The organism is Streptomyces liliiviolaceus, assembly GCF_018070025.1.
Classification (GTDB): Bacteria; Actinomycetota; Actinomycetes; order Streptomycetales; family Streptomycetaceae; genus Streptomyces; species Streptomyces liliiviolaceus.
Map to the genome: position 1 here is coordinate 738882 of NZ_JAGPYQ010000001.1, position 19341 is coordinate 758222.

Genomic DNA, 19341 nt, shown 5'->3' on the forward strand with positions numbered 1-19341 from the left:
CAACCGACTTCAAGTCCTGCCACCGGAGCGTACGAGTGTCTACGATCGCGCAGTGAGCTACGACATCTACTTCCTGAGCCGACGCGACGGGCAGTCCTGGGATGACGCCCTGGAGGCCATGGAGAACGCAGCCGGGGGAAGCAAGCCGATCCCTGCCCGCCTCCTGGAGGCTTGGGACCGAATCGAGCCGCAGGCCCGGACCCTGCTGGGCGAAGTAGAGATCACGGAAGATGGACAGGAGTCGCGGGACCTGAGCCACTCGGGCACCGGCATCGACCTGTCCGTCTTCGGCGACGAGGTGAGCATTACTGTGCCCTACTGGCATGCGGGGGACGACGCTGCGGTCGTGCTCGACAAGGTCTTCGCCCTTGCGGCCATCGTTGAGAAGGAGACTGGGCTGGCTGCCTACGATCCTCAGGTGGAGCGTCCACTTCGCGAGACACCTTTGCAGGGCGCTGCCGGGCTGATGTCGCGCATCACCGAGGATTTGCGCAGCCGCTACAGCGGTTGATCACCAGGCAAGGCGACACCGGGCCAGATTTCCGAGCCATCTACGCGTCGCGTGCCACAGTCGTGCCAGGTACAGGGGTCAGCCGCGGTCAACAGGGGTGACTGGAAGCACCATCGTGCCGACCGGCTTGGTCGGGGTATCCGCAGGTCACCTGCCTTTCCACCCACCCTCTCGCCTTCAGCGGGTGTCGCAGGTTCGAATCCTGCCGGGGGGGGCACAGCAGTAAGGGCCGGCTCGGGAGGGGTTTCCTCCCGAGCCGGCCCTTTGCCGTTTCAGAGGATGTGCCACTAATGCCACAGCCTCCAGCCGGATGTCCCGCCCCCGCTCTCCAGGCAGCACGACCCGGAAATGACGGGCCGTCGCACTGCTCACCGAACCGCTCATCCCGGTAAGTCGGCTGATTGGTAGGCCGGTTACACGCCGACCGCCAGCGCTCACGACGCTCATCGTTGTGCTCGCCATCGTCTCCTGCCCAAGCTCCGCCAGCGATCAGGCGATCCGCGTTCACATCGCCGGAAGCCGGCAGGCGAGGACGTGCGCGTCCGCCGCCATGGCGGTGTCACAGACCTCCACGGGCCGCAACTGATCACCCTGTCGGTCACGGACAACGGAGTCACCGGCCACGCCTCAAACGTCGAACTCCCAGCCTCCGCATACGCCTTCAAGCCCCAGCAGCCCGACTGAGTTGAACCTTTCTCTACTGCGCGAGCACGGGCTGGCCCTCAGGACGCGGCAAGCAACGGCCAACGAGTAGAGACCCGGACACGGAATGGCCCGCTCCAGGGTGTGTGGGCCAACGGCAGACGGGATGGGAGCTGGGGTGAGTGGTGGGTACGGGGGATAGCCTCGGCACCTGATTTCAAGGATTCGCGGGTTCGGGGTGGGGTGGATGAACGCGAGTGTGGAGCGTGAGCGCTGGGAGCTGCGGGCCGGAGTCGGCGTGGGACCACTGCGGTTCGGGATGTCCCCGGAAGAGGTCGCCGAGGCAATGCTGGTCTCCGAGCCGGCGGCACGGGTCGGCGGCCCATACGGGCAAGAGGACTTCCCGGGCGGCTTGAAGGCGTTCTACGACGAGGGCAAGCTGGCATGCGTCGCGCTGGACGCAGTGGCCGGCCCGCAAGTCTTTCTGGCGGACTTTCCGCTGGCAGGCAGCACTCCAGCGCAGGGCCACGAGTTCCTCCTGGACCACGCCACCGAGCATGGGAACTGGGTGCTACACCCCCGACGCATCCCTCTCCTTGACCGATCTCGGGATCCTCCTGCGTGAGCAGCGGGTCGGGGAAGCCCTCCTGACCCGTCCGCTCTTCGTGAAGGAGGAGTGGTTGGAGTCGGAGTACTACCGCGACCACCTTCCGTTGGAAGGTGTCCCAGGCTAAGCAAGGGGCCGAAGGGCGGCCATGCCACATCCGTGCCAGAACGGGCGGGGACTCGCGGGAAATCGGCCTGCGCGAAGTTGCAGTCACCAGGCTCTGTCCACAAAAGGGAACCCGCAGGTCAGGTCCGTGACAGCGCAGCCTCGCTCCTAGTCGGTGGATCCTGCTGTACAGCCGCGAGGTACAGCAACCATCGCGACTGGTCACGGCCGGAGGACGCGCCACACCGATCACCGTCGACGCCCACGGACACGTGGACGACGCTGAAAGCGCCGATCGTCTCATCCCACCCGGGGAGGAATGAGGGAGCATCCCCGGCACCGCCCCGTTCGGTGGAGGTGCCAACCGCTGGCCTCATGGAGGATGAGGGGGGTGGGGATCTACGGCCTGCAACATAGTCCCGAGGTGGCTCCCGGGGACCCTTATGCCCACCCCCCTTGACCGCGGACCTCGAAGGTTCTCTGACCGGTCTCACTCCGCCAGGCAAACTAGCAAGTGGCACTGACAACGGTCCGGGCTCCGGAGGAGTGACGGTGCCTCGCCGCTGTGGAGCGGCGAAGTACAGCCGCCCCAGGCCGCTTCTGACATCCACGGCTGACATCGACGACGCCGGTCGGAGGCGTACACCAGCGCTTCTGTCCGGCCGCCACACCGGTCGACGACACCAGCCATGAGCGGACTTGGATCGAGCTCCCAGGACGTCATCTCAATGGGCCTGGCCGCACGCTTGAATGCGGGTGGCATTGGAGCGGGCTCTGCCGCATGATCACGCCATGCCGAGTCCTGCTGCCTTCCGGGACCAGACCAACTGGTCCGATGGCTACTACGAGCTGGCCATCGAGATCGGATCGAGTGATGACGCCCGGCTTCAGGCCGTCCTCGGTGCTCTGTGGTCCGCCGCAGACGTTCACGGATGCTTCGGACAGGGAGACCGTGAACCCGAGGAGCAGGATCCCGTGCCGTGCACGGTCGGCTCACTGACCGAGTTCGGCCACCTGCACGGTCAGGTCCGTCTGCCGACGGGCCAACTCGTCGTGTGCGGTTGTGTGGCGATCCGCGGCGGCGACGAAAGCGGCGACTGGCTGGACTTCTATGTCCCCGTCGGTGCGCTGGATCACGCGGGTCTTGCGTACTGGGACGGTCGGCCGTTCTTCAGATCTGACGTGATGGACGAATGGCTGGCCGCCATCGGGACCGAAACCTTCCAGAGCGCCTCCTTCAGCCTGGGGGTCATCGGCTTCGAGGTCTCTGGTTGCACCGATGCATCGACGCTGGCAGGAAGGTTGCCGCGGATGCGGGACATCGGATATCTGCTTCCACAAGGCAACGTCCTGCACTACGGCGCCGCCAACACCTGAGCCTTGCTGCTCCGGGCGGGCACGAACGAGCCTGCGACAGCAGATGAGAGTGCGGGCAACGGCTGTGAAGGCCAGGAGGTGGTCGGCTCTGCGCTCGCGGCAGCGCTGCATCTGCTGGCGGGCGCGCCAGTTGTGATTGTGCGGGCCCACCCCCCGTCCCGTACAACCCTTCCGTCTCCGCAGTCGTCTACGGCACGGCATCGCCGCCCGGCACTGTTCCAGGAGGAAATCCTTATGGCCGTCCTGCCCTTCCGTACCGTTGTCGCCGTCGCGGCCGTGACCTCGTTGGCCGGTGGGCTGGTCGCCGTTGCCGGTGCGGCGCCGGTGTCCGCCGCTCCCGCCAAGTACGCCGACGACTTCAATGGCGACGGGCACCGGGATCTTGCGATCGGTGCGCCGTACAAGGCCGTGAACGGTGCCGAAGCCGCGGGTTCCGTCGTCGTGTCCTTCGGGTCTGCCGCCGGGCTGACCACGCGGAAGGTCGAGCTCACCCAGAGTTCCGCCGGGGTGCCGGGCACGCCGGAGGACAGCGACCACTTCGGTATGTCGATCGCCGGCGGAGACCTGGACTCCGACGGTTACGCGGACCTGGTCGTCGGCGCCGACGGGGAGGACGTGGGCGCGTACGAGGGCCAGGGCAGCGTGACCATCCTCTGGGGTGGCGCCGAGCCGTTCACCACCAGCACCACGACCACGGTGGACAATCCCCACCAGTGGCAGGGGCACGGTCTGGATGTGGCCGTGGGGGACTTCACCGGTGACAGCGCCGCGGACCTCGCCGTCATCGAGCCGAACGCGGTCGCCGTCTACAAGGGCGGCTCCTCCCGGGTGACCCAGCCGGCCTCCGCCTACACCCTTACCGTCCCCGGCGCGCAGCTCCTCAACTGGGAGGCAGCCGTGGGCGATGTCAACGGAGACGGCAGGGACGACCTGGCCGTGACCGGCGATCCCGGCACCGGACGACCGGGCACCGACATCTACACGGGCCAGGAAGGCCGTCCGAACCGGATACAGCGGGTGCAGGACGGCGACACCGCGGTCGCCCTCGGCGACATCGACGGCGACGGCTTCGCCGACATGGCCACCTCCCTCACCTGGCCGGATACGTTCTCCATCGCCGATCCCAGCAACGGCGCCGGGTACGTGACCGTCCGCTACGGCAGCCTGACGGGCTTCGGCGACCCTGTGACCCTGCACCAGGACAGCACCGGCGTGCCCGGCGCCAACGAGGACGGCGACGGCTGGGGATCCTCGGTTGCCATCGGCGACATCACCGGCGACGGCAGGGCCGAACTGGTCGTCGGCGCCAACGGCGAATGGCTCGGCGACCTGGAGAACGCCGGCGACGTGACCGTGTTCCGCGGCTCCGCCGCCGGTGTCTCGCAGTCCGGCGTCGTACGCATCTCCCAGGACACCGCCGGCGTTCCGGGCGCCGCCGAGACCGATGACCTGTTCGGCGCGCAGGTCCGGATCGCCGACTACGACAACAACGGCAAGGGCGACCTGGCGGTGACCGCCTCCTTCGAGAACGACCGCAGCGGAGGCCTGTGGACCCTGCCGGGGACGGCGTCCGGTCTCACCGGTACCGGTTCCGCGTCCCTCAGCTCCGCCGACTTCGGTCTCGCGAGCGGATCACGGTTCGGGGAGTCCCTGCTCGACTGAGACGGACGACTGAGACGGACGGCTGAGACGGACGGCTGAGACGGGCGGCTGAGACGGGCGGCTGAGACGGACGGAGGCCTCCGCCTTGCTCGACTGAGACGGGCGTAGGCCTCCGCTCGGGTCCTTGTCAGCCCAGTTGTTCCGCCAGTCCGACGATGATGCCCTCCGGGCCGCGGACGTAGCAGAGCAGGTAGCTGTCCTCGAACTGGGCGATCTCGCCGAGGAGTTCGGCGCCGTGCGGGCGCAGGCGGGCGACCGTGTCCTTGATGTCGTCGACGGCGAACATCACGCGGTGCGTGCCCAGGATGTTGTGCGGCTGGTTGCGCGGCCCGGCGCCGGTCGCCGCCGGGCTGCGGTACTTCGCCAGTTCGAGGCGGCTGTGGCCGTCCGGGGTCCGGACCATCGCGATGTCGCAGCTGACGCCGTCGAGTCCGGTGCACTGGTCGGCGACGAGTCCCTCGACCCGCGCCCTGCCCTCCAGCTCCATACCGAGTTCCACGAAGTACGCGATGGCGGCATCCAAGTCCTCGACGACGATGCCGACGTTGTCCATCCGCTGAATCGCCATGACGATCTCTCCTTCTACGTCGTGCGGCCGGTGATGGCCGCTGTCGTCTCCGGGACGGGGACGGAGCCGGTGCCGCGTCCTCGACATCCGCGGACCGTCGGACCGCTCACAGATGCCGACCGCGGTACCGGGTCGACGTGGGCGAGCCGTTCCCCGTGCGGCGGCGCTGCCTCGCGTGACGACGTAGACGCACGACGAGGTACGCCACCACCGACGCCGGTACGAGCCGGCCGGCCAGCCAGACGAAACGGTCCTCCGTGTACGACCAGGTCGTCGCCGCCTGCCAGCCGTGGGGCAGGCCCATCAGGAGAACTGAGGCGGCCAGGCACAGAGCCGTCGAGGCCAGTACCCCGAGGGCCAGGTACGCGGCGAGCTCGGTCCACCATGTCCTGCCGATGGCCCTGCCCATGGCCTTGCTGATGGCCTCGCTGACGGTCGTGCTGATCGTCCTGCCGGTGCGCTCTCTCATCCCACCCAGTCCCCCGCCGCCGCCACGTTGCCGACCCCGTCCCGTCCGAGGCCGCCTCAGCACCTCGCTTGCCAGGCACGGTATCGGCATGAAACCGCAGACGGCGGACATCGGGCCCCGCCGCCCACCCCGATCCGCGGCACAGGCGGTCGCGTTCCCAGGCTGTCGCGCCCTTGCGACAGCCTGGAAACAGAGCATTGCCCCGCATGGGTCCCGGTGCGAGGATCTTGGGACTTCACGCATCCCATGGGGGTTTGTCATGGCGCTGTTCGGAAACGCGCACACCGTCGATCCGGCGAAGGCCCAGAACGACTACGCGCGACTGCTGGGGCAGAACGAGCAGGTGTACGCCGCCTTCCAGCTGATCCGCGACACCATCCTCTTCACCGACCGCCGTCTCATCCTGGTCGACAAGCAGGGCATCACCGGCAAGAAGACGGAGTACCACTCCGTTCCGTACCGCAGCATCACGCACTTCGCCGTCGAGACCGCCGGGACCTTCGACCTCGACGCCGAGCTGAAGATCTGGATCTCCGGTACGCCCACGCCCATCGAGAAGACCTTCACCAAGGGCGTCGACATCTACGAAGTCCAGGCGATCCTCACCCAGTTCGTCGCCCGATAGGCGCACTGGAAAGAGCCGGGGACGGCGGCCGTACGGGCTTCAGGCCCCGGGCCAGCAGCAGCGTGACCGTGATCGACGCGGCCGCCGTCGCCGCCATCGCCGTCGCCGGTGACGTCAGTTGGGCCGCCGTGCCCGCCAGTGCCGCGCCCACGCCCTGCGTCGCCAGCATCCCGGACGAGTGCAACCCCAGCGCGTGGCCCGCCAGTTCGGGCGGGGTCACGGCCATGAGGCGTTCCTGCTGGAGGAGGCTCGCGCCGAAGCCGACGGATGCCAGCGCGGCGAGCGCCGCGGCCAGGGACGGGCGCGGGTGCAGGGCGAAGAGGAGATACGGGGCCGCCAGCAGCAGGAGCAGCGGTACGCCCAGGCGGCGGCGCAGGGCCGGTCCGGCGAGGCGGGCCACCGTCACGTCCCCGACCAGCATGCCCAGCGCCGCGCACGCGAAGAGCAGGCCCGCGTGCCCGGGAGCGTACGGGACGTAGAGGGACTCGCAGCCGACGATCAGGCCGTTGGGGATCCACAGGGCCAGGTAGAGGTGGCGGCGGGGGGACGGGGCGAGCAGCGTTCTGTTCGTGTGCCAGGTCGTGCGGATCGACGGGCGGCCCGTCGCTCTCGGCGGGCGGGGGGTCAGGGCGCAGCGGGCCACCGCCGCGGCCGTCGCGTACAGGGCCGCCGCCGTGAGCAGGGTGCCGCGCGGGGACAGGAGCGTGATGAGGACGCCTCCGGTGGCGTAACCCGTGATCTGGGTGATCCCGTTCGCCATGTTGAAGACCGAACGCCCCACGATGTACGCGTCCTTGGGCAGGATCTCGTTCAGCAGGCCCCAGCGGACACCTCCGCCGAGTGAGGCCACCAGGCCGAGGGCGAGGATCAGTGCGAAGACCGTCCAGAGCCTCCAGAAGGGGGCGGGGAGCGCCAGGAGTGCCGTACCCGCCGCGAACGCCAGCGCCGTGCCCGTCATCGTGGCGCGCGGTGGCAGCCGGTCGGCCGCCGACAGGAGCGTGGTCGCGCCCAGGACCTGGGCGAGCGAGGGCCCGAACATGCTCAGGGCCGACAGGAGGGGTGAGTCCGTGGCCCGGTAGACCAGCGTGCCGAGCGCGAGTCCGCTCATCGTCTGCGCCGCCACCTGCGCCGAGGAGGCCAGGAAGAGGGGTGTGAACTCCGGGGTGCGGAAGAGGGACCGGTACGTCGTTGGCATGCGCCGGAGTTTCGGGCCCCCGCCGGGGCGACCGTTAGTGTTTCGCGTCTGTGCGAAACGACCACGAACCGGGAGGCGGAAATGGGCTGGTGGCAGGTCAGTGCCGACACCCTCGCCGGCAGCCGTTTCGTGCTCTCGCCGCTCGCCGAGACCTTCGCCTGTCTGAAGGCCCTGCACACCCGCGGCGCCGCGCATCCCGGCGAGCGCGACTGGCTGAACGCCCATCTGCCCGTCTATGAGGGGTGGTTGGCGTCCGATCCCGTCACCGCCGCTCTCGTCCGGGCCGGGTTCGGACGGGAGTGGATCGCCGACTTCCTCACGCCCACCCCGCGTGGCGACGAGGACTTCGCCACGGAGGTCGCCCGGGTGCGCGGGGCCTCCCCGGAAGCCGCCCGCGCCCATCTCGCCGTCGCCCTGCGCGGTCCGCTCCCCGCGATCCTCCGGGACCGCGACGACCTTCCCGAACGCGCCGCGGACCTGCTCACCCAGGTCTGGACCGAGGCCGTACGCCCCGACTGGCACCGCCGCCGGCTCGTGCTCGAAGCGGATGTCGTGGCCCGCACCGCCCGGCTGAGCCAGGAGGGCTGGGCGTCCGCGCTCGGGACCATGCGGCCGGGGATGCGCTGGCTCGGCGAGAACCGGCTGCAGGTCAATCTGCACGAGTACCCGCCCCGCGAGATCTCCGGCGCCCGGATCGTCTTCGTACCGGTGACTCCGCAGCGGCACGGGTGGGTGTCGTGGGAGGAGTCGCACCCGGACTCGGCCCCGGGCCGGTACGGGGTCGTGTACCCCTGCTCGGGTGTGCTGGCACAGACCGGCCGGCAAGGGTCCGCGTCCTCGCACGGGGCCGCGCCCTCCCCCGTCGCCGTTCCGGACAGTCTCGCCCGGCTGCTCGGTGGCGCTCGGGCCCGTGTGCTCGTCCTGCTCGGCTCCCCCATGAGTACGAGCCAGCTGGTCGCCGTCACCGGGCAGGGGCTCGGCTCCGTCGGCCGTCATCTGAGACTGCTGCTCGACGCGCGTCTGGTGGGGCGGCGGCGCTCGGGGCGGTCGGTCCTCTACTACCGGACGGCCGAAGGCGATGTGCTCGTCGGGGCCCAGAACTCAGGGCGTGGGGCGCAGGGTGCCGAACCGGTCTCCGCGCAGCGGAGTTAGCATCCGCTCATGACTACTGACAACGCCTCCGCCTCCTCCGCCGCTTCCGGCGCCTCCGCTCTCGACGTCGACATCGATGCGCTGCAGGGCGGTTCCGCGGATCTCGGCCAGTACAAGGGCCGGGCCGTGCTCATCGTCAACGTGGCGTCCAAGTGCGGCCTCACCCCGCAGTACGCGGGTCTGGAGCGGCTGCAGGAGCGGTACGCGGCGCAGGGCTTCACCGTGCTCGGGGTGCCGTGCAACCAGTTCATGGGCCAGGAGCCCGGCTCGTCCGAGGAGATCGCGGAGTTCTGCTCGGCGACGTACGGCGTGACCTTCCCGATGACCGAGAAGGTCGACGTCAACGGGGACGCCCGGCACACCCTCTACCAGCGGCTCACCGGCTTCGCGGACGGCGAGGGGCACAGCGGCGACATCCGCTGGAACTTCGAGAAGTTCCTGATCGGCCGGGACGGCGCGGTCGTCGCCCGCTTCTCGCCGCAGACCGAGCCGGAGTCCGCGGAGGTCGTGTCCGCGGTCGAGGCCCACATCGGCTGAGCGCCGGTCCACCTCGGCGCCCCGGCGGCGCGCGCTACTCCTCGCTGCCGCGGACCTCTTCCCGCAGCTCCTCGGGGCATCCCGTGCCCCGGGGCAGCTGGTAGGGCGCCGCGAGACGGTACGTGCCGGCCCTGGGCGCCAGCAGTTCCGTCCACTGATCGCCCTGGGCGTCCTCCTCGGTCTCCATCAGGCAGCCGTTGACGTTGTCGTACGTCTTCGGCGCCCCGTCCTCCCGCTGCTTGGACTCCTCGGTCTCCTGCGGGGGCTTCACGCTCTTGCCCTCCGCGTCGACGAGTCCGAGCCACGGCGAGTACGGGATCCGGATGAGCACGCGGCCCGCCCGTTTCACCTCCAGGGTCAGCTCCCCCTGCTCGGCACGGTCGACGACCGCGGGCGGGTCGGCCATCGGCATGGGGTCGGTGACCTCGAAGAGCTGCCAGTTGGCGTCGCCCCAGACCTGCTTCAGGTACGGCATCCCGCGCTGGACCAGTTCGCGCTCGCGCTCGCCGCCGTCGCCGTCGGGCTCGCCCTTGGGGAGGACGACGTAGTGGACGGCCCAGCGCTGCAGCCACTCGTGGTAGTTCGCGGAGTTGAGGGTGTCGTCGTAGAAGAGGGGGTTGCGCTCCATGTCCGCCTGCCGGTTCCAGCCGCGGGCGAGGTTGACGTACGGGGCGAGGGCGGACGCCTCGCGGTGCGAGCGGGCCGGTACGACCTCGACACGGCCCTTCTCGGCGCCGGCCACCTGGAGCTGGTTGACGAGGGGGGCCAGTTCGCGGGCCCAGGACGCGGCGGGCGTGGTGTGCACGATGTCGTCGACGGCCTTGAAGGCGATCCAGCCGTTCACCGTCACGAAGGCCAGCAGGATCGCGTACCACTTGCGTGAGCGCGGCACCGTGAAGGGCAGCGCGGCGATCAGCGTGACCCCGCCCAGCAGCATCGGCAGCCGGCTGATGTTGGAGCCGATCTGCGAGTTGATCAGCCAGACGAGGACGACGGCCAGGCCGTACACCGCCGACGTGATCCGGACCGTCTTCCACTCCTTGGGGACGAGGAGGAAGGCGCAGGCCGCGGTCGCGAACGGCAGCAGGACCGACCCGAACATCATCGGCTGCGTACCGGAGAACGGGAACATCCAGGCCGAGACGCCCACGACCGCGGCGGGCGCGAGGCCCAGCGCCCACGCTCCCGGGCGTCGCTTCTGGAGGAACAGCGCGACGGCGACGAAGCCGACGAAGAGGCCGGCCACCGGGGACGCGGCGGTCGCCGCCGCGGCGAGCGGGGCGGCGCACAGGGCCTTGGCCCAGCGCTTGTAGCGCCAGCGGTACGGCCAGCAGAAGACGACGGCGGCGGCGCCGAGCGCGAAGACCATGCCGAGGCCGAAGGTCACGCGGCCCGAGATCGCGTTGCACAGGAGCGCGAACACTCCGGCCGCCGCCGCGGCCACGGGGTTGCGGACGGCCCGGCTGCGCATCAGCACCAGCATGAGCAGTCCGGCGGAGAGCGTCCCCGCGACCATCATCGTCGTCCGCACACCGAGCACGGCCATCAGATACGGGGACACCACGCTGTACGACACGGGGTGCATGCCGCCGTACCAGGCGAGGTTGTACGCGGACCCGGGGTTCCGCCCCACGAACTCCGCCCACGCGTCCTGCGCCGCGAGGTCGCCCCCACTGTTCGCGAACGTGAAGAACCAGATGATGTGGAGCACACCGGAGAGGGCCGTGGCGAGGATCGCGGGGTGCCGGAGGAAGCGGTGCAGTCGGGTGTCTTCGCGGCCACGGGGGCCCGCGTCGGCGCCGTCGGCCGGGCTCGTGTCGGTGTCGTCGGCCGGGTCGGCGCCGGGGGCCGGCTTGAGGTCCGGCTTGAGGTCCGGTTTGGGGTCGGCTTCGGGGGTCGGATCGGCGGCAGGAGCGGGTCCGGGGGCGCTGTCACGCCCGGGGTCGGTGGGGCTCGCCGCCGTGTCGGGGACGTCCTCCGCGCCGGGGGTCTCCGTCGCGCCGGAGCTCTCCGTCGCGTCAGGTGACGGTTCGGTCGCGCCGCCGGGGCTCCCGGCCGTTTCGGGGCTCTCCGTCATGCCGGGGATCTCCACCGTGCCCGGTGGCGGTCCTGCCACGTTGTCGGGGGGCTCGACGTGCCGCGTGCGCACGCTTATTCGCGGGCCGGCCTCTCGGCCCGGCTCGGCGTCGTCGGCATGCGTCGGCTCCGCTGTCGCCACGTGCTGGCACTCCCGTGTCCCGTTGTTCCGCTCTCGGCGGGGCCCCGCGGCGGGCGGCCTTGCCCCATCCTGGCGACGCTAGCACGCACCCCGCCGCGGAGCTCCTGGGTGGTGCTCCGTCGGGCGGGGTGCGGTCGGTTCTTCTGTTTGTCGGGTCTTCCGCTCTTTGCGGGCGTACGTCCCCGTGAGGACGTACGTTCCGTCAGGCGACCCGGGTCAGCTTGGCGCCGAATCCCGGTTCGCTGAGATCCGACTGGAGCGCGACCGGAACCTCGACCGCGTCGCCCGTACCGTCACCGACGCTGAGCGAGCCGACCTTGGTTCCCGCCTTCGCCTCGTGCGGGATGTCTCCCTCGTCCAGCTTCAGCTTGACCGTCTGTCCGGCCCAGCCCACCGCGGAGACGTCCTTCGTGGCGACGACCGGCGTCCGACCACCGAGCCCGTCGTCCACGTACCCGACGACGTCACCCTTCTTGAGGATCTTCTGCGAGGTCAGCGCCTCCTGGGCGGCGATCATCGCCTCCTTGCTGACCGCGTTGACCGTGTCGATGATCGGCGGCGTGTGCTGGCCGAGGACCGCGCCGACGACGATGACGTTCTCACCGCCGACCTCCTGGGTGGCGGCGAAGAGCAGGTTGCCGCCGGCCTTGGTGGTGGAGCCGGTCTTGATGCCGATGGCGTTGTTGTACGGCACGAGGCGGTTGTAGTTGTCCCACTTCTTGCCGGACGGGTCCACCCAGGTCGGCAGCTTGGTGATGTCGACCAGGGCCTTGATGTCCACCAGCTCGTTGCCGAGCTTCACCTGGTCCTCGGCGGTGGAGACGGTGGTCTCCTTCAGGCCCGAGGGGTCGGTGTACTTCGTGTTCTTCATCCCCAGGTCCTTGGCGGCGGCGTTCATCTTCTCGACGAACTTCGCCTCGGAACCCGCGTCCCAACGCGCCAGCAACCGCGCGATGTTGTTCGCGGAGGGGATCATGATGGCCGCGATGGCGTCCTTCTCGGTGAGGGTGTCGCCCTTCTTGACGGTGTTGAGCGTCGACTCGCCCTGCGCGTCGAAGCCGCCCTCCGTCTCCGCTTTCTTGTCGACGGGGATCTTCGCGCCGTCCGCGCCGGCCTTCAGCGGGTGCTCCTTGAGGATCACGTACGCCGTCATGGCCTTGGCGACCGAGCCGATCGCGACGGGCTTCTGCTCCCCGAACGAGTCGACCGTGCCGATGCCGTTGACGTCCATCCAGCCCTGGCCCTCCTCGGGCCACGGCAGGGAGACCTTGTTGCCCTCGAAGGCGTAGGTCTCGTCCGCGGTCAGCGCGAGGGTGGGGGACGGCAGCGGGCGTACGGCCTGTACGACTGCAAACACCACGGCCAGCAGGAGCACCAGCGGTGTCCAGATCTTGACCCGGCGCACGATGGTCCGGACCGGGGTCTGGCGGGGCGGCGGGGTGTTCGTCAGCTCCGCCAGCAGGTCCAGCGGGGGCCTCGGCGGGAGGGGCTGCTGGGTCGTCCGCTCGGGGCCGGCCTGCGGGGCGGCCCCGGCCGGGGCCGACGAGGGCGAGACGGACGGTCCCGGCGGCGGGACGGCGGGCCTCGCCTTCGGCGGGGCGGGCTCGTCGAGCGGCTTGAGCGCGACGAACTTGCTGGTGCGCTCGGGCGGGGCCTCGGCCTTGGACGCCGCCGCCGCTTCGGCCCCGGACTCGGCGGCCGACTTGCCATCGGTCTTCGGGGCGGCGCCCTTGTCCGACTCGGCACCCTTGCCGGGCTCGGCATCCTTGCCCATCTCGGTCGCCTTGCCCGGTCCGGCGTCCGGCTTGCCGCCGCCCAGCTTGAGCATGGTCGTGGGCTGATCCACCGCCGGAGGCCGCTTGAAGATCGCGGTGGCCTGGTCGACCGCGGGCTCGGGCTTGCCCTCGTCGGACGTGGAGTCCGGCTTCGCGCTGGGAGCAGCGGGACCCGCGTCGGTGGCGGAGTCCGACTTCGCCGCGGGGCCCGGCTTCCCGACGGAGTCCGGCTTCGCCGGGGTATCCGGCTTCGCGCCGGACTCCGGCTTCGCCGCGGAGTCCGCGTCGGGACCGGAGTCAGACTCCGACGCGGAGCCCGCGTCCGCGGCGGGAGCCGCACCCAGGGGCGGCTTCGCCGCGGGGGCTTCCGCCTCCGGGCCGTCCGCCATGCGCTGCACATCGGCCTTCGCATCGGCCTTCGCATCGGCCTTGGCATCGGCCTTGGCATCGGCTTTCGAGCCGACCGTCGGGGCGGCCTTCGCATCCGCCTTCGTACCGTCGGCGCTCCCGTCGGCCGCGGCGCTCCCCGCGCTCTCACCGGAGGCAGAGGTTCCGCCGCTCGGCGAGGCGTCGGCCTGCGGCACAGCGCGCTCGGCCGGTGCGTCCGCCTGAGCGGCGCCCTCCGACCCGCTCTTCGCCTCGCCAGCGGCCTCGGCCGCGCTCTCGTCCGCGCCCTTCGGCTGCGGCTTCGCCGCGTCCCGCGCGGCGCTGTCGGCAGCAGCACCGGCTGCCACGGCCGGTGCATCCTCAGTCGCGGAATCCTCCAGCCCGGAGTCCGAGTCCGAGCCCGCTGCCGCATCCGCACCGGCGTCCGAGCCCGCTGCCCCAGAGTCGGCGTCGGAGCCGACAGCGGAGTCGGAGTCGGCATCCTGGCCGGAGCCAGAGCCGGCGCCCGAGCCCACTTCGCCAGAGCCGACACCGGTGTCGACGTCACCGTCGGCGCGGGCGTCGGCGTCACCGCCACCCGCGCGCCGCCCCGCGCCCCCTTCCGCGCCCGGCGCAGCCGATCCCGCGCCCGGCGCAGCCGATCCCGCGCCCGGCGCAGCCGAATCCGCAGGAGCGCCCTCAGGCGCCTCCTCGTCCGCCGTGGCGGCCCAGGCCGCCACGGCGGACCGGAGGCGCGCGTCGCCGCCTCCGGCGCCCTTCCCGGCGCCCTCCGCGGAACTCTCCGGCTCCGCAGAACCGTCACTCCCCAGGGAACTCCCGGCAGCCGGCTCCGCAGCCTCCTCCGCGTCCGCGGAACCCGCGGACGCCGAGCGCGCCGCCTCCGCGGCGCGCTTCGTCGAGAACACCGCCGTCGCCGTGTCCACCCGGGCAGCCGCCGTCACGGCCTCCCGCGCGACCGCCAGCCGCGGATCCGGAACCGGAACCTTGCTCCCCGACGTCGGTTCTGCCGACGACTCGTGCTGCTTCGACCTGTCGGGGGACTCGCCCGCCACCGATGCCTCCTCCGTGCGCCACACACCGTGCGCCCAACCGAACCATGAACCCGTTAAACAGTGCACACGCGGCCCGGACACTCGTGTCCGAACCATCTACCAGTGTCCTGTGTGAGGGATTGACCCCTGCGGTAGACGAGAACGACATATCTACTGGTTCCACTACGAACCGGTCACGTGCTCTCGACAGACCAATGTGAGAGGGGTCACCCTGTCATTCATCCACGCGGGGAGGCATGGATGGGCAGGAGCCGCAGAACACTTCCGGAGGAGCTTCTGCTGCTGGCGTTGGACCCGACCACGGGTACCACCGCACAGCCGCAGTCGCTCGACCTCGGTCTGGCCGGAGCACAGCTAGTGGAGCTGGCGCTGGCCGGACGGATAGCCCCAGACGGGGATCGTATCGCCGTGGTGGCACCACGGCCGACCGGAGATCCGACCTTGGACTGTGCGCTGGAACTACTCCGCAGGCGGGGTGCTCCAGTACGCGCTGTGAACTGGATCGGCGGGCCCCGACTGGGGTTGCGCCAGACATATCTCTCGCATCTGGAGCGATGCGGCATGGTTCATGCCGTGGCGGGCCAGATGTGCGGGGTGCTTCCGACGACTCGCTACCAAGCGACGGACACGGAGATCAGCCGGGAGATCAGGGCCCGGCTGGACAGCGCGATCCGCACCGGCGTCCCGCCGGACCCGCGGACCGCCGCTCTGGCCGCACTGGCGCATGCCGTGGGCCTGGGCAAGCACCTCTACCCGGGGAACGAAGGGCGTTCGTCGCGCTCCCGACTCCGGGATCTGATCAGGCACGACCCCATGGGCGGACTCGTGGCGCACGCCGTGATGGACGTCCAGAACGGAGTGGCCGCACAGCCACGCCGCAGCCCGGCACCGACCGGCCGTCAGGCCGCCCCCGGAGCCAGGCCCGCACCGGAGCCCGCCAGGGGCGTCCCGATGCAACCGCACCGCAGTTCGATGGCACGCGCCGTGGCCCACTGATCCACTGGTCACCGGTCCACGGCACGGATCCACCGACACGTCGGAGCACCGCACGACCGCAGTCCCCGAAGTACCGCTTTATCCGCCGTATCCGCAGCACCCACCGTGCACCACGCCTCGCGCGTCACGCACGTCAGCGCCGCACCGCAGTCCCCATGAGCCGGTTCGGGAGCCGCTGGGCCGCGCGGGGCGACGGGCCGTACGTCCGGACGACGACACGGCCCGCCGCCCCGCGCGTCCGCATGTCCCGCCACAGATCACGTCCCGCACGTCATGTCCCCCTGTACGTACGCCCCCTGTACGCATGTCCGTGGATGCGTACGACCATGGTCGCTTGTCGTCATATCCGCCACCAGGTGGCGGCAGGTGGCGCGAGGTGGCGACAAGTGGCGCGTACGCACTGCATATCCGCTGTTTCCCAGCGGTAGCAAGCACCTTGGTGGCAATCTGCTCAACAGCAGATACGCAAAGTACAGGCAGTCCGCAGCCGGAGGTGCACGTCCCGTGGCGTCCAACGTCAATCCCACCGTCAGGCGTCGCCGGTTGGGCCAGGAGCTGCGAAGGCTCCGGGAGCTCAAGGGCATGACGGCCGAAGAGGTGGCCGAGCGGCTGCTCGTCTCGCAGTCGAAGATCAGCCGTCTGGAGAACGGGCGGCGCAGTATCAGCCAGCGCGATGTCCGCGACCTGTGCGGGGTGTACGAGGTCGAGGACGTCCGGATCGTCGATTCGCTGATGCAGATGGCCAAGGACTCGCGCCAGCAGGGCTGGTGGCACTCCTTCGGCGACATCCCGTACAGCGTCTACATCGGCCTGGAGACCGACGCGGCGAGCCTGCGCGTGTACGACCCGCTGGTCGTACCGGGGTTGCTGCAGACCCGTCCGTACGCCGAGGCGCTGATCCAGGGCGCGCTCCCGGAGGCGGCGGCCGGCGACATCGACAAGCGCGTACAGGTGCGGCTGCGGCGACAGGAACGTATCTCCGACCTGGAGAACCCGCTGCGGCTGTGGGCCGTCCTCGACGAGGCGGCGCTGCGCAGGACCGTCGGCAACAAGCAGGTGATGATCGAGCAGTTGGAGCATCTCGTCGAGATGTCGCACGTGCCGCACGTGACGGTCCAGGTCATCCCGTTCGCGATGGGGGCCCATCCAGGGGTCAGCGGCCAGTACGCCATCCTCGAATTCCCCGACGCGGCCGACTCCAGCGTGGTCTACATCGAGGGCGTCACGAGCGATCTGTACCTGGAGAAGGCGAACGACGTCCAGAAGTACAGCGTCATGTACGAGCATCTGCGGGCGCAGGCGCTCAACGCCGACCAGTCGCGGGAGTTCATCGCGGACGTCGCGAAGGACTACGCACACTGAGGCAGGCCGGATGGCGGCGGAAAGATACACCCTCCTCCTATCCCGGCGGAAGACTCAGCTGGCATATGTCACCCGGTCGAGTGAATAGTCGCTTCGTACGCCGATGTTGGCGAGTAGCGTCGATCACGCCAAGAGGGAACAAGCTTGGCGCAATCCGAACCGTGGGTTCCGGAAGGAACCCGCAACTCGGTGACAGCTGATCAGCAACTCGCCACCGGAGTGAACATGGCAATCAAGCAAGGCGTCACGCACACGTGGACGAAGTCCTCGTACTCGCAGGGAAACGGCGCGTGCGTCGAGGTCAAGTCCCCCGTCACGGCGGCGATGGCCGTCCGCGACTCGAAGGTCGTCGAAGGGCCCGCGCTGGCCTTCCCGGCGGAGTCCTGGAACGCGTTCGTGGCAGAAGTGAGCCGGGGCACCGTCTGACCTCGACGGAGGCCTCGCACAGCACGACCACATCCGCACCATCCGCGACATCCGCGTCATCCACGCCCGAAGAAACAACTTCATCGACAACTTCATCAACAACCGCATGCACAACCGGATCAACAACTCCATCACCAACTGCATACGCACCGTGAAAGAGCCCTCTCGACTGGCCCGCCGTCCTGGCCGAGGGGGCTCGGCCCTGTCCGCACCCGCCTCGAAGATCCTCCCGCAATTGTGCGCATGCTGCGCAGGTATTGCGCATGAAAGTCGTCGTCGTTCGTATGGATCTTCATTTATCGCGGGCTCCGCGGGGGCCGCCCGGCGAGAATGCGTACCGATCGCTGACAAACACGCTCAGTCGCCTCACTGTTCGCATACCGATCCGACTCTCAACCGACCGTTCCCGTTCGATTACAGTGCTGAGTTGTCGGCCGTACGGACGGAATCGGCGTACGGACGGAATCGGATCGGGAACTCGGGAGGCCTCGGTGGGTGCGACAGCCGGTGCCGTCTGGGGCCGCGCCGAACAGCAGGATTTCCGCAGCCGGGTGCGCGGCACGCTCCTCGGCACGGCCGTGGGCGACACGCTCGGCTCCCCCGTGGGCGGCCTCTCGCTGGAACGGATCCGGGCGGCGCACGGCGCCGAGGGCCTGACCGATCTGACCCACGGGTACGGCAGACGCGGGGCCGTCTCCCATCTCACGCAGCTGACCCTGTTCTCCATCGACGGGCTGATAAGGGCCCAGGTCCGCCGGGACACCGGTGCCTGGCATCCGCCGACGGATCTGCACCGGGCGTATCTGCGCTGGGCCGCCACCCAGCGCGACTGGGGCCCGGACGAGCGGCGCAAGGAGGACGGCTGGCTGGCCCGCGAGGAGTGGCTGTACGCCCGCCGTGATCCCGCGCGCGCCAATCTGCTGGGCCTCGGCGACGAGACGATGGGCACCCTGGACGCGCCCAAGAACCCCGACCAGCGGGGCGTCGAGGCCGCGACCCGCTCCGCGCCCTTCGGGCTGCTCGTCGGCTGGGAGCCGCAGCTCGTCATGCAGCTCGCGGTGGAGTGCGCGGCGCAGACCCACGGCCATCCGCTCTCCTACCTGTCGGCGGGCGCGTACGCCGTCGTCGTGCACGGTCTCGCGCGCGGCGAGAGCCTCGACACGGCCGTCCAGCGGGCGTTGCAGCTGCTGGCGCCCCGCCCGGGGCAGCAGAAGGTGGCCGAGGCGCTGCAGCGGGCCCTGGGGGCCGTACGGCAGGGCATGCCGTCGCCGCAGCGGGTCGAGGATCTGGCCGGGGAGGGCACGGCCGAGGGGCTGCTCTCGGTGGCGGTGTACTGCGCGCTGGTCGGCGAGGACACCCGGCACGGGCTGTGCCTCTCGGTGAACCACGGCGGCCCCTCGGGTGCCACCGGCGCGCTGACCGGCGGGCTGCTCGGCGCCCTGCACGGCGAGACGGCCCTGCCGCCGTCCTGGCTGGCCGAGCTGGAGGGCCGCCCCACCATGCTCGTCCTCGCCGACGACTTCGCGATGGAGATGACCCAGGGCCCGGCCCTGCACGGCCCGGCGGGCTCGTCCCCGGGCTGGCTGGCCCGCTATCCCCGCGCCTACGCGGCCCTCTCCGGCACGGGCGCCACCCCGGTCCCGGCCGGCCTGACCGCCCGCGCCTGACGCACCCC

At 70.2% G+C, this 19341-nt stretch carries 16 protein-coding genes; 11 read left to right on the plus strand and 5 right to left on the minus strand.

What is annotated here, in order from left to right; genetic code table 11:
* Nucleotides 1–52: 52 nt before the first annotated feature.
* The 4 genes from J8N05_RS03180 (at nucleotide 53) to J8N05_RS03195 (ending at nucleotide 4904) form a co-directional block, all read left to right on the plus strand.
* Nucleotides 53–511, plus strand: a complete 459-nt coding sequence (locus tag J8N05_RS03180) for a hypothetical protein (RefSeq protein ID WP_210880954.1) — start codon at nucleotides 53–55, stop codon at nucleotides 509–511.
* 889 nt (nucleotides 512–1400) lie between these two features.
* Nucleotides 1401–1778 carry a hypothetical protein gene (locus tag J8N05_RS03185; RefSeq protein ID WP_247706124.1) on the plus strand — a complete coding sequence of 126 codons (378 nt, stop codon included), beginning with the start codon at nucleotides 1401–1403 and terminating at the stop codon, nucleotides 1776–1778.
* Between the two features lie 879 nt (nucleotides 1779–2657).
* Entirely contained in the window at nucleotides 2658–3242 is a 585-nt protein-coding gene (locus J8N05_RS03190) for a hypothetical protein (RefSeq protein ID WP_247706125.1), read from the plus strand.
* A 234-nt stretch (nucleotides 3243–3476) separates the two neighbouring features.
* Entirely contained in the window at nucleotides 3477–4904 is a 1428-nt protein-coding gene (locus J8N05_RS03195; protein WP_210880955.1) for an FG-GAP-like repeat-containing protein, read from the plus strand.
* 127 nt (nucleotides 4905–5031) lie between these two features.
* Here J8N05_RS03195 and J8N05_RS03200 read toward each other — a convergent pair whose 3' ends face one another.
* Together J8N05_RS03200 and J8N05_RS03205 are read right to left on the minus strand one after the other, a co-directional pair.
* Nucleotides 5032–5472, minus strand: a complete 441-nt coding sequence (locus tag J8N05_RS03200) for a VOC family protein (protein WP_210880956.1) — start codon at nucleotides 5470–5472, stop codon at nucleotides 5032–5034.
* Between the two features lie 106 nt (nucleotides 5473–5578).
* On the minus strand, nucleotides 5579–5941 hold the full coding sequence (locus tag J8N05_RS03205; protein ID WP_210880957.1) for a hypothetical protein: 363 nt from the start codon (nucleotides 5939–5941) through the stop codon (nucleotides 5579–5581).
* A 259-nt stretch (nucleotides 5942–6200) separates the two neighbouring features.
* Here J8N05_RS03205 and J8N05_RS03210 point away from each other — a divergent pair, with 259 nt between their 5' ends.
* Nucleotides 6201–6566: a PH domain-containing protein gene (locus tag J8N05_RS03210; RefSeq protein ID WP_189774847.1), complete on the plus strand. Its 366-nt coding sequence runs from the start codon at nucleotides 6201–6203 to the stop codon at nucleotides 6564–6566.
* Here the strand turns inward: J8N05_RS03210 and J8N05_RS03215 are convergent.
* On the minus strand, nucleotides 6544–7761 hold the full coding sequence (locus J8N05_RS03215) for an MFS transporter (protein WP_210880958.1): 1218 nt from the start codon (nucleotides 7759–7761) through the stop codon (nucleotides 6544–6546). The genes J8N05_RS03210 and J8N05_RS03215 overlap by 23 nt on opposite strands.
* Before the next feature lie 81 nt (nucleotides 7762–7842).
* Here J8N05_RS03215 and J8N05_RS03220 point away from each other — a divergent pair, with 81 nt between their 5' ends.
* Nucleotides 7843–8913, plus strand: coding sequence for an ArsR/SmtB family transcription factor (locus J8N05_RS03220; protein WP_210880959.1), 1071 nt, complete (start codon nucleotides 7843–7845; stop codon nucleotides 8911–8913).
* A gap of 9 nt (nucleotides 8914–8922) precedes the next feature.
* Nucleotides 8923–9450 (plus strand): glutathione peroxidase, encoded by a 528-nt coding sequence (locus tag J8N05_RS03225; RefSeq protein ID WP_210880960.1) that lies wholly within the window; start codon nucleotides 8923–8925, stop codon nucleotides 9448–9450.
* Between the two features lie 34 nt (nucleotides 9451–9484).
* Here J8N05_RS03225 and J8N05_RS03230 read toward each other — a convergent pair whose 3' ends face one another.
* Together J8N05_RS03230 and J8N05_RS03235 are read right to left on the minus strand one after the other, a co-directional pair.
* On the minus strand, nucleotides 9485–11668 hold the full coding sequence (locus J8N05_RS03230; protein WP_210880961.1) for an MFS transporter: 2184 nt from the start codon (nucleotides 11666–11668) through the stop codon (nucleotides 9485–9487).
* Between the two features lie 202 nt (nucleotides 11669–11870).
* On the minus strand, nucleotides 11871–14882 hold the full coding sequence (locus J8N05_RS03235) for a D-alanyl-D-alanine carboxypeptidase (RefSeq protein ID WP_210880962.1): 3012 nt from the start codon (nucleotides 14880–14882) through the stop codon (nucleotides 11871–11873).
* Between the two features lie 240 nt (nucleotides 14883–15122).
* On the opposite strand from J8N05_RS03235, the gene J8N05_RS03240 reads away from it, so the two are divergent.
* The 4 genes from J8N05_RS03240 to J8N05_RS03255 all read left to right on the plus strand — a co-directional run bounded on the left by J8N05_RS03240 (nucleotide 15123) and on the right by J8N05_RS03255 (nucleotide 19333).
* Entirely contained in the window at nucleotides 15123–15878 is a 756-nt protein-coding gene (locus J8N05_RS03240; protein ID WP_107015497.1) for a GOLPH3/VPS74 family protein, read from the plus strand.
* Between the two features lie 504 nt (nucleotides 15879–16382).
* Nucleotides 16383–17240, plus strand: a complete 858-nt coding sequence (locus J8N05_RS03245) for a helix-turn-helix domain-containing protein (protein ID WP_107015496.1) — start codon at nucleotides 16383–16385, stop codon at nucleotides 17238–17240.
* Nucleotides 17241–17465: 225 nt separating this feature from the next.
* A complete protein-coding gene (locus J8N05_RS03250; protein ID WP_210880963.1) occupies nucleotides 17466–17666 on the plus strand; it encodes a DUF397 domain-containing protein in 201 nt (66 codons plus the stop codon).
* Between the two features lie 491 nt (nucleotides 17667–18157).
* Nucleotides 18158–19333 carry an ADP-ribosylglycohydrolase family protein gene (locus J8N05_RS03255; RefSeq protein WP_210880964.1) on the plus strand — a complete coding sequence of 392 codons (1176 nt, stop codon included), beginning with the start codon at nucleotides 18158–18160 and terminating at the stop codon, nucleotides 19331–19333.
* Nucleotides 19334–19341: the final 8 nt, after the last annotated feature.

What these genes read in the sequence shown, in the direction of transcription:
- J8N05_RS03205 (WP_210880957.1), bottom strand. Translation starts at nt 5,941, where the DNA reads ATGAGAGAGCGCACCGGCAGGACGATCAGCACGACCGTCAGCGAGGCC.
- J8N05_RS03195 (WP_210880955.1), top strand. Translation starts at nt 3,477, where the DNA reads ATGGCCGTCCTGCCCTTCCGTACCGTTGTCGCCGTCGCGGCCGTGACC.
- J8N05_RS03185 (WP_247706124.1), top strand. Translation starts at nt 1,401, where the DNA reads ATGAACGCGAGTGTGGAGCGTGAGCGCTGGGAGCTGCGGGCCGGAGTC.
- J8N05_RS03220 (WP_210880959.1), top strand. Translation starts at nt 7,843, where the DNA reads ATGGGCTGGTGGCAGGTCAGTGCCGACACCCTCGCCGGCAGCCGTTTC.
- J8N05_RS03210 (WP_189774847.1), top strand. Translation starts at nt 6,201, where the DNA reads ATGGCGCTGTTCGGAAACGCGCACACCGTCGATCCGGCGAAGGCCCAG.
- J8N05_RS03200 (WP_210880956.1), bottom strand. Translation starts at nt 5,472, where the DNA reads ATGGCGATTCAGCGGATGGACAACGTCGGCATCGTCGTCGAGGACTTG.
- J8N05_RS03190 (WP_247706125.1), top strand. Translation starts at nt 2,658, where the DNA reads ATGCCGAGTCCTGCTGCCTTCCGGGACCAGACCAACTGGTCCGATGGC.
- J8N05_RS03250 (WP_210880963.1), top strand. Translation starts at nt 17,466, where the DNA reads ATGGCAATCAAGCAAGGCGTCACGCACACGTGGACGAAGTCCTCGTAC.
- J8N05_RS03225 (WP_210880960.1), top strand. Translation starts at nt 8,923, where the DNA reads ATGACTACTGACAACGCCTCCGCCTCCTCCGCCGCTTCCGGCGCCTCC.
- J8N05_RS03215 (WP_210880958.1), bottom strand. Translation starts at nt 7,761, where the DNA reads ATGCCAACGACGTACCGGTCCCTCTTCCGCACCCCGGAGTTCACACCC.
- J8N05_RS03240 (WP_107015497.1), top strand. Translation starts at nt 15,123, where the DNA reads ATGGGCAGGAGCCGCAGAACACTTCCGGAGGAGCTTCTGCTGCTGGCG.